The sequence below is a fragment of the Streptomyces sp. NPDC059037 genome (assembly GCF_042740015.1).
Lineage (GTDB): Bacteria > Actinomycetota > Actinomycetes > Streptomycetales > Streptomycetaceae > Streptomyces.
This window is the reverse complement of record NZ_JBHYIG010000089.1, coordinates 23512-31106: the sequence shown is the minus strand read 5'-3', so window position 1 is coordinate 31106 and position 7595 is coordinate 23512. Positions and strand designations below refer to the sequence as shown.

8 protein-coding genes are annotated in these 7595 nt (G+C 72.5%); 5 read left to right on the top strand and 3 right to left on the bottom strand.

Annotated features, from left to right (window positions below; translation table 11 throughout):
* Positions 1-27 precede the first annotated feature (27 nt).
* Positions 28-189, bottom strand: coding sequence for a hypothetical protein (locus tag ACFWY6_RS19980; RefSeq protein ID WP_384691978.1), 162 nt, complete (start codon positions 187-189; stop codon positions 28-30).
* A 131-nt stretch (positions 190-320) separates the two neighbouring features.
* Here ACFWY6_RS19980 and ACFWY6_RS19975 point away from each other — a divergent pair, with 131 nt between their 5' ends.
* Both ACFWY6_RS19975 and ACFWY6_RS19970 read left to right on the top strand, forming a co-directional pair.
* The gene (locus ACFWY6_RS19975) at positions 321-974 is read left to right on the top strand and encodes a TetR/AcrR family transcriptional regulator (RefSeq protein ID WP_384691975.1); all 654 of its coding nucleotides are present in this window, start codon (positions 321-323) and stop codon (positions 972-974) included.
* 190 nt (positions 975-1164) lie between these two features.
* Positions 1165-2331 carry an agmatine/peptidylarginine deiminase gene (locus ACFWY6_RS19970; protein ID WP_384691972.1) on the top strand — a complete coding sequence of 389 codons (1167 nt, stop codon included), beginning with the start codon at positions 1165-1167 and terminating at the stop codon, positions 2329-2331.
* A 43-nt stretch (positions 2332-2374) separates the two neighbouring features.
* Here the strand turns inward: ACFWY6_RS19970 and ACFWY6_RS19965 are convergent, their stop codons facing one another.
* Both ACFWY6_RS19965 and ACFWY6_RS19960 read right to left on the bottom strand, forming a co-directional pair.
* The gene (locus tag ACFWY6_RS19965) at positions 2375-3397 is read right to left on the bottom strand and encodes a tellurite resistance/C4-dicarboxylate transporter family protein (protein WP_384691969.1); all 1023 of its coding nucleotides are present in this window, start codon (positions 3395-3397) and stop codon (positions 2375-2377) included.
* Positions 3398-3488: 91 nt separating this feature from the next.
* A complete protein-coding gene (locus tag ACFWY6_RS19960; protein WP_384691966.1) occupies positions 3489-4442 on the bottom strand; it encodes a LysR family transcriptional regulator in 954 nt (317 codons plus the stop codon).
* 48 nt (positions 4443-4490) lie between these two features.
* Here ACFWY6_RS19960 and ACFWY6_RS19955 point away from each other — a divergent pair, with 48 nt between their 5' ends.
* The 3 genes from ACFWY6_RS19955 to ACFWY6_RS19945 are packed head-to-tail and all read left to right on the top strand — an operon-like array spanning position 4491 to position 7594.
* The gene (locus ACFWY6_RS19955; RefSeq protein WP_384691964.1) at positions 4491-5519 is read left to right on the top strand and encodes a DMT family transporter; all 1029 of its coding nucleotides are present in this window, start codon (positions 4491-4493) and stop codon (positions 5517-5519) included.
* 42 nt (positions 5520-5561) lie between these two features.
* The gene (locus tag ACFWY6_RS19950) at positions 5562-6380 is read left to right on the top strand and encodes a hypothetical protein (protein ID WP_384691962.1); all 819 of its coding nucleotides are present in this window, start codon (positions 5562-5564) and stop codon (positions 6378-6380) included.
* Complete coding sequence (locus ACFWY6_RS19945) at positions 6380-7594, top strand: hypothetical protein (protein WP_384691959.1); 1215 nt, start codon at positions 6380-6382, stop codon at positions 7592-7594. Before ACFWY6_RS19950 ends, ACFWY6_RS19945 begins: the two co-directional genes overlap by 1 nt.
* Position 7595 lies beyond the last annotated feature (1 nt).

The window sequence follows — 7595 nt, the reverse complement described above, 5'->3', positions numbered from 1 at the left end:
GTCGGCCGCGACTACCCCCCCCCCCCCCTACAGGGCGAGGGCCCGCCCGCCCGGCGTACGGGCCAGGTACACGACCCCCATCCCGCCGGCGCCGAGGCGGGCGTGCAGGCGGTAGCCGCCGATTTCACGGGGGTCGTCGGCCGACAGGGGGGTGTGGGCGGACTGCGCCCCGAGAGGCTGAGTGGGCATGCGGTGGCTCTTTCGGCGAGAGAGGTCGAGGCGCGGGACAGGCCGGTTGCCGCACCGGCACCAGCACGCGTGACGCGGCGGCCATGGGCCGCCTCCGAGGATGATCGTGCCGCTAACTAAAGTTTCAGTCAATGTGTGACCATACGAGACGGCGCTCAGCCGTCGTACGAGGACGGGGTGACGTGGACGCGGACCGCAGGACGGCGATCTTGAGGGCGGCGGCCAGGGTCATCGCCCGGCGTGGGGTCCGCGGGCTCCGCGTGTCGGAGATCGCCGCGGAGGCGGGCGTCTCCACGGCGCTCGTCTACTACCACTTCAAGGATCGCGCGGGCATCCTGCGCCGGACCCTGGAGTTCATCAGCGACCGGGCGGAGCGCTACACGGGCGGGCGGGCCGAGGACGGGGGCCTTGGGCGCGACCCCCGGCGGGACCTGGAGCGTTGCCTCCTCCTTGAGTTCCAGGACCGGCCCGAGGTCCGCGAGAACAGCACGGCGTGGGGCGAGTTGCGCGCCACCGCGGTCTTCGACCCGGAGCTGCGGGAAGCGCTGGCCGATGCCCGCCTGGTCTGGATCGGCGAACTCACCGGCACCCTCCGGCGCATCCACCGGACCGCGCCCGCCGCCGCCCTCACCGCGTCCGCCGAGCGGCTCACCGCCGCGTTGGAGGGCCTCAGCATGCGCTGGCTCAGCGAGGTCCTGTCCTTGGCCCACGCCCGCGAGCTCATGCGCGAGGCGATCACGGTGGAGCTTGCGCACCTGCGGCGCGACACCACCATCTTTGACTGAATTTTCAGTTCGTGTCAGAGTCGAGTCAGTAGTTCGGAGTCGAGTCAGCGAGCGACTCCGTCCGCGTCGCGTCGCATGGCGTCGCATCGCGTCGCGCCCTTCACGTGTCAGGCCCGTCCGCACCCGCTCGCCGAGCGTCCCTCCATGCCGACGGATAGCTTGATCCCCATCACGATGATCGGAGTTCACCGTGTCTCTGCCTCTCCCCCACCGCCCCTCCCGCCGCACGGCCCTGCGCACACTCGCCGGCATCGGTTCCGTGGTCCTCGGCGCCTCGGCGTGCGGACCCGGCGACGAACTGGCGGGGGCCGCGAGCACCGCCGGTGACGAGGACACAGCGGCCAAGGGGTTGCGCATGGGCGCCGAGTGGGAGAGCCACGCACGCACCTTCATGTCGTGGCCCGCCCTGGAGTCGGTGTGGGAGGACGACCTCCCTTACGTACGCGAGGACATCGCGCGCATCGCCCGCGCCATCGGGGAGTACGAGTACGTCGTGATGATGGCGAGGCCCGACCAGCTGAAGGCCGCCCAGAAGGCCTGCGGTCGCGATGTCGAGGTCATCCCGCTGGCCGTCGACGACCTGTGGGCCCGCGACACCGTGCCGGTGTTCGTGGAGCAGGACGGCAAGGTCATCGGCGTCGACTTCAACTTCAACGGCTGGGGCGACAAGCAGGAGCACACCAACGACGGCCGGGTGGGCCAGACCCTCCTGTCCGAGTACGACATCCCGCGCCGGAAGGCGCCGCTGGTCGCCGAGGGCGGCTCCTTCGAGACCGACGGCGAAGGGACTCTCCTCATCACCGAGAGCTCGATCGTCAACGACAACCGCAACCGTGGAAAGAGCCGGGACCAGATCGAGGCCGAGCTCAAGCAGACCCTGGGCATCAAGAAGGTCATCTGGCTGGCCGGCGTGCGCGGCCAGGACATCACCGACGCCCACGTGGACAGCCTCGTCCGGTTCACCGCCCCCGGTGTGGTGCTCCTGGACAGGGCGCACCGCGACACGCCCGCCGACTCCTGGTCACGCGCGGCCGACCAGGCGAAGTCCGTACTGAGCAAGGCGACGGACGCCAAGGGCCGGCCCTTCGAGATCATCGATCTGCCGCAGCCCGACCTGTACGAGATCACCGGCGAGGGCGACGACTTCGTCTCCACCTACGCCAACTTCTACGTCGCCAACGACTCCGTCTTCATCCCCAAGTTCGGCGACCGGAAGGCCGACAAGCGCGCCAAGAGCATCCTTCAGGAGCACTTCCCCAAGCGCGACGTCGTACAGATCAACATCGACACCATCGCCTCCGGCGGTGGCGGCATCCACTGCGCCACCCACGACGAACCCGGCGAGCCGGTCGACTGACCCCGGCCCGCCCCGAGAGCGACCGCGGTCATGATGCGACGCCTCACCGCCGGCTGACGCGCGGGCTGCCGCTCGGGACCCGGACCGCCTCGATGCCGCGCCGGGCCGCACGCACCGCACCGGTCGCGACCACCGCCCAGACCGCCAGGGCGGGCCAGAGCAGCACCTTCCCGCAGGTCCAGAGCGCCGGGACGTCCGCGGCCGTGGACACGGAGAGCGACGCGACGGCGGTCATCCCGAGGGGGAAGACGGTGGCCCAGCGGCGTACGTCGTAGTGGAGGCGGGGGTGGAGCAGTTCGCAGCCGACCAGGACGGCGTACCAGGCGAGCGCGAGGCCGAGGGTGACGAGGGTGACGGTCCGCAGGGTGTCGTGCGCCGGGGTCGCCCAGTGCAGCGGTCCGTGCGGGACCGACGCGGCGACCAGCTTCGATCCGGCGAGCGCGGAGATGGCCATGGCGCCGGCGATGATCCAGTGGTCGCCCTGGCCGGTGGCGAGCTGTCGGAAGTCGAAGCGCCACAGCACGACGACGTACAGGCACAGGCCGACGGCGAAGAAGGCGAGGGCGGGCCACATCAGCCACGCCTGCCGGTCGGCGGTCGCCACCGTCGCGGCGAGCACGACGACGGACTGGGTGGCCACGCACACCAGATACGCGGCGCCCGGCAGTCTGCTCTGCCAGTGCCGGATGACATGGGACATCAGCAACGGCCACAGCAGTACGCAGACGCAGAGCAGCGCGACCGACACGGGCTGCCTGCCGAGGAGCGAGAGCCGGGTGCCGAGCACCCCTGTCGCGGCGATGGCGGTCAGTGCGGGCGACGTGTCGATCTCGTGGCGCCAGCGGTCCCGTTCGGTGAGCAGATGGCGGCCGAAGACGGAGGCCAGCGCCAGCCAGACCACGGCGGCCACGAAGAGCAGCACGCGCGAGGCCCATTCGACGCCCAGGAGATGCAGCCCGACGGAGAGCACGGCGGTGGCCATCACGGCGGCCCCCGCGGCGGGCGGCAGATCGTCGAGCCAGTCCGCCCAGCGGGGGCCCCGGCTGCTGGCTGCATCGCTCGGCATGCGCGGCTCCATAGACGTACGTACGAGCCCCCGCCCGCGATCCTGACACGGCCCCACGGCCCCGGCATGTCGGCGGCCGAGCGCGGCGCCGTCAGGCCACGGGCGCGGTGATCCCCTCCGCCGCATCAGCCTCCTGCGACCCCGCGAGCCGCAGTGCGTCGATGACGAGCTCCAGGTGCGGCTGGCGGGCGTCCCCGGTCCTGTTGAGCACGGAGACGGTGCGGGTCACCGGCCGGGCGAGGGGGTGCAGGCTGATCCCGTTGGTGTCGGCGGGCAGGGCCATGCGGGGGACGAGCGCCACACCGGCCGCCGCACCGACCAGAGCGGTGAGTACGGAGAAGTCGCTGGCCAAGGCCGTGGCCCGGGGGACGAAACCGGCGGCCCCGCAGGCCCGTTGGGTGAGTTCGTGGCAGGAGGTCTCGGGACCCGGCAGCAGCCAGTTCTCGTCGGCGAGGCGCGCGAGGTCCGCCTTCCGGCCCGGTTCGATGCGGAGCCGTGCGGCGGTCGACGGATGGAGGGCGAGCAGCACCGGGTCGTCGAGGAGGCGGTGCTGCTCGCAGCCGGGGGGAAGGACGCGCGGCAGCAGGGTGTAGGCGTGGACGACGGCCAGGTCCGCATCGCGGCGGCGCAGGGCGTCGACGGCGGAGCCCGGTTCGTGCTCGGCGATGCGCAGTTCGGGGGCGGCGGTCCCGGCTTCCCGCGCCAGGGCCCGCCACACGGTGGGGAGCAGGACCCGCGCCGCGGACGGGAAGGCGGCGACACGGACGACACCGCTGTGGCCCGCGCGCAGCGCCCGCACATCGGCCTCGGCGGCGGAGAGCCCGCCGAGGATCACTTCGGCGTGCTCGACCAGGAGCCGGCCCGCCGCGGTGAGGCGCAGCGTGCGGCCGTGCTTCTCCAGGAGCGGGAGGCCTGCCTCCTTCTCCAGGGTGGCCAGCTGCTGGGAGACGGCGGGGCCGCTGAGGTGCAGGGCCTCGGCGGTGGCCGTCACCGTGCCGTACAGCGACAGATCGCGCAGCAGGCGAAGGCGACGTACATCGAACAAGAAGCTCACCTTCTCGATAGGAGAAGAAAGAGTAAGTAGACCTTTCCCATGGTAGGCGGAACCCTGGAGAGCGTGAACTTCAGCGCGCACCGCCTGCCGCACCGTCTGCCGCACCGCCTGCCGCACCGCCTGCCGGTCTCTCCCCGCTTCCTCGCCCTCGCGGCGACCGTGGTCCTGTGGGCGTCGGCCTTCCCCGCCATCCGCGTCGGCCTTGACGGACTCGGCGTCGCGGGGCTCTCCCTCCTTCGCCTGGCCGTCGCGTCCGCCGCCCTGGCGCTCGTGGCGCCGCTCCTCGGGGTCCGCCCGCCCGAGCGCCGCGATCTCCCGCTGATCGCGCTGTGCGGGGCGACCGGCATGAGCGCCTATCAACTGCTCCTCAACTGGGGCGAGGTGCACGTTCCCGCCGGTACGGCGAGCCTTCTGGTCGCCGTCGCCCCGGTGTTCAGCGTGCTGCTCGCCACGGCCTTCCTCGGCGAGGCCCTCACCCGCAACACCGCCCTCGGCAGCGCCATCGCACTGGCGGGCGCCGTGCTGATCGCCCTGGCCGGCGGCTCCACGCGCCTGTCGGCCGCCGCGCTCGTCGTGCTCGCCGCCGCACTCGTACAGGGCGTCTACCACTTCGCCACCAAGCCGCTGCTCAAGCGGTACACCGGCCTCGAAGTCGCCTGCTACGCCATGTGGGCGGGCACCCTCTTCCTGCTCCCGCTCGCGCCGGACGCCGTGCACGGCCTGGCGCGGGCCCCTGCGTCGGCCGTCGGATCGGCGGTGTACCTGGGCCTCCTGCCGTCCGCGCTCGGCTTTGTGACGTGGGGCTACGCGGTGTCCCGCTACACCGTCGCGGGGGCCACCGGCGCGCTCTACCTCGTCCCGCCGGTCGCGCTCGCCGTCGCGTTCGTCTGGCTCGGCGAGACACCGCGCCCGGTCGAACTGATCGGCGGCCTGATCAGCATCACGGGCGTCGTCCTCATCAACCGACGGCTAACCAAGCCCCCTCCGGCGCGCCCCGGCGCACATCAGGAGGACAACGCTCCGGAGCACCGCGCCCGCTCCATCGCCTCCACGGGTGAACGCCTTTAGTACGCCGCCGATCTCGCCGTCGGGCCTCATAGGCTCCGCCACTTGAACAGTCACGGAGAAGTGTCCACGCCCCGGCCCGGCACCAGCGCCCCGCGGCGCTTCGCCCGCTGGCACGCGGGGCTCAGCGCCGCCGACAAGTTCGGCCTGTACGGAGTGCTGTGCGCCGTACTCCCCTTGCTGATGGCGGGAGTTACCTGGCTCGGCCAGTCCGTGGCCCCGCCATCGCCCGTCGCCATGCTGGTCGAAGAGGTCGTCGACGCCTGTTCCACGGAGTGGCTCCTGACGCCGAAGGGCCGCTATCTGGCGGCGGGCTTCCAGGGCGGCGACGACCGGCAGTTGGCGCGGTGGCAGCGCGACGGGCTCAGCGTGCACAAGGACGCGATGACGGTCGAGGTCAGCCTGCGGGGCAACGCGGACGACGCCGTGGAGATCCGCGACCTCTCCCTGAACGTCACCCGACGCGGCAAGCCCGTGGCCGGGACGCCGCCCCGGGTGATGGGCTGCGGAGGTCCGGAGTCCCCCGAGCGGATGGTCGTCGACCTCGACACCCTCCCGGTGGGCCGCGACATCCCCGTCTCCTATCTGCAGCGCAGCCCGCACCAGCGCGCGGCGCGCAAGGCGGCCACCGAGTACGGCGGCGAGCGGATCACGCTGCCCCGCCAGGTGACGACCGACACCTTCTACCGCTTCGAACTCATCGCCCGCACCCAGCGGTTCGACTCCGAGTGGACGGCCACGATCACCTGGTGGGACGGCGAGGAGGTCCATCACGACAGGATCGACAACAGCGGGCGCGCGTTCCGGGTGTCGGCGGGGGCGGGGGCGCGGGCCGGGGCCGGTTCGGGGACGGGCAGCGGCTGATGGCTGAGGCTGCTTCAGGGGCCCGCCCGCCGCTCGTGGCGCTCAGGGCCCTCGCCCGCCACCCCGTGACCGCAGCCGCCGCGGGCCTGCTCATCGCCGAGGCGCTCGCCGTGCTGCCCGCGCAGATCCGGTGGGCCGACTCAGGAGATCTGTGGACGCTGCGGGTGCTGCCCTACGAGTCGCCCCTGGGCAATCTGCGGCTGCTCACCGTCTCCCCCACGCTCCTGCTCGGCGACCGCGGCGGCGCCTCGGGCCTGGCCCATGAGGCGCTGTGGTGCGCGCTCTTCCTCGGGATGCTGCTCTCCACGGCGTGGGCGGTGGCCGCGCGGATCGGGGCCGGACAGGCGGGGCGGCGCTGCCTCGCCCTCTGCCTCGCGCTGACGGCCTTCGCCCCGCAGGCCCATCTCCTTGCCCTGACCGCCCTGCGCCTGCCGGACCTCGTCCTCACCCCGTCCGGCCGTGGCACGAGTGCCCAGAAGCTGCTCGAAGACGCCCGCGAGGGAGCCGCCCATGCGGTATTGATGGCGCTGTTCGCGTGCGCGGCCGTGGCTCTGACCCGGCTCGGGAGGCGAAACCGCGAGCGACACAACCAACTCCCCACCTCCCAAGGTGAATTGGCGGCCCTCCCGTCCCGCATGGCAGCGGCCGCCGCCGTCGGGCTCGGCGCGAGCGGCACCCTGGGGCTGCTCACCTCGATCGGCGCCGCGCGCACCGTGTGGCCCGCCGCCGAGTCGTGGTGCGCCCATGACCCGAAACCCGGCACCTGCGTCGAGTACCTGGTGGGGACGCTCATCCGCCCGCGCCCGTACTACGCCATGCCGGACGTCACTGGCCAGGTGCCCGAGGACGAGTTTTCCTCGTACAACGGGCCCTTCTTCCTGGACAGTTCACTGACCGCCCTGCTGGTGTTCGCCACCATCTGCGCGGTCGTCGCGTACGCGGTGCGCGCGTCCGCACCGCACACCGGCTCCCGGCCGCTGACCGCCCTGCTCACCGGCTGGCTCGCCTTCACCTGGGCGGCGGTCGGGTATCTGGTGCCGCTGCAGTACGAGTTGGACGCGTCGGCGTACGACGCGGCGCCACCGGCCTCCTGGGCGGCGCTGCTGATACCGCCGACCGGGCTCCAGTACGCGCTGCTCGCCGCCCCGCTGTTCGCCCTGCTCCTCGCCGCCGCCACCCGGCTGCGCGGTGCCGTGCCCGGACTCGGAAAGTGAC